General features: G+C 50.2%; 1 protein-coding gene. It reads left to right on the forward strand.

Features of this window, described 5'->3' with window-relative positions:
• The coding region (locus MiSe_RS50335; protein WP_226595128.1) for a hypothetical protein at nucleotides 1–216 on the forward strand (216 nt) is incomplete at its 5' end.
• Nucleotides 217–255: the final 39 nt, after the last annotated feature.

The following is a 255-nucleotide window of genomic DNA, read 5'->3' on the forward strand; positions in this document are numbered from 1 at the left end:
CACCTTTGGTATCAACCAAAGATGGCAGAATGCCGTGCCCCGACAACCATAAATCAATGTAGGGGCACGGCGTCAATCACCTTTGGTATCAACCAAAGATGGCAGAATGCCGTGCCCCGACAACCATCAATCAATGTAGGGGCACGGCGTCAATCACCTTTGGTATCAACCAAAGATGGCAGAATGCCGTGCCCCGACAACCATAAATCAATGTAGGGGCACGGCGTCAATCACCTTTGGTATCAACCAAAGATG

This window comes from Microseira wollei NIES-4236, assembly GCF_020521235.1.
Taxonomy (GTDB): domain Bacteria; phylum Cyanobacteriota; class Cyanobacteriia; order Cyanobacteriales; family Aerosakkonemataceae; genus Microseira; species Microseira wollei.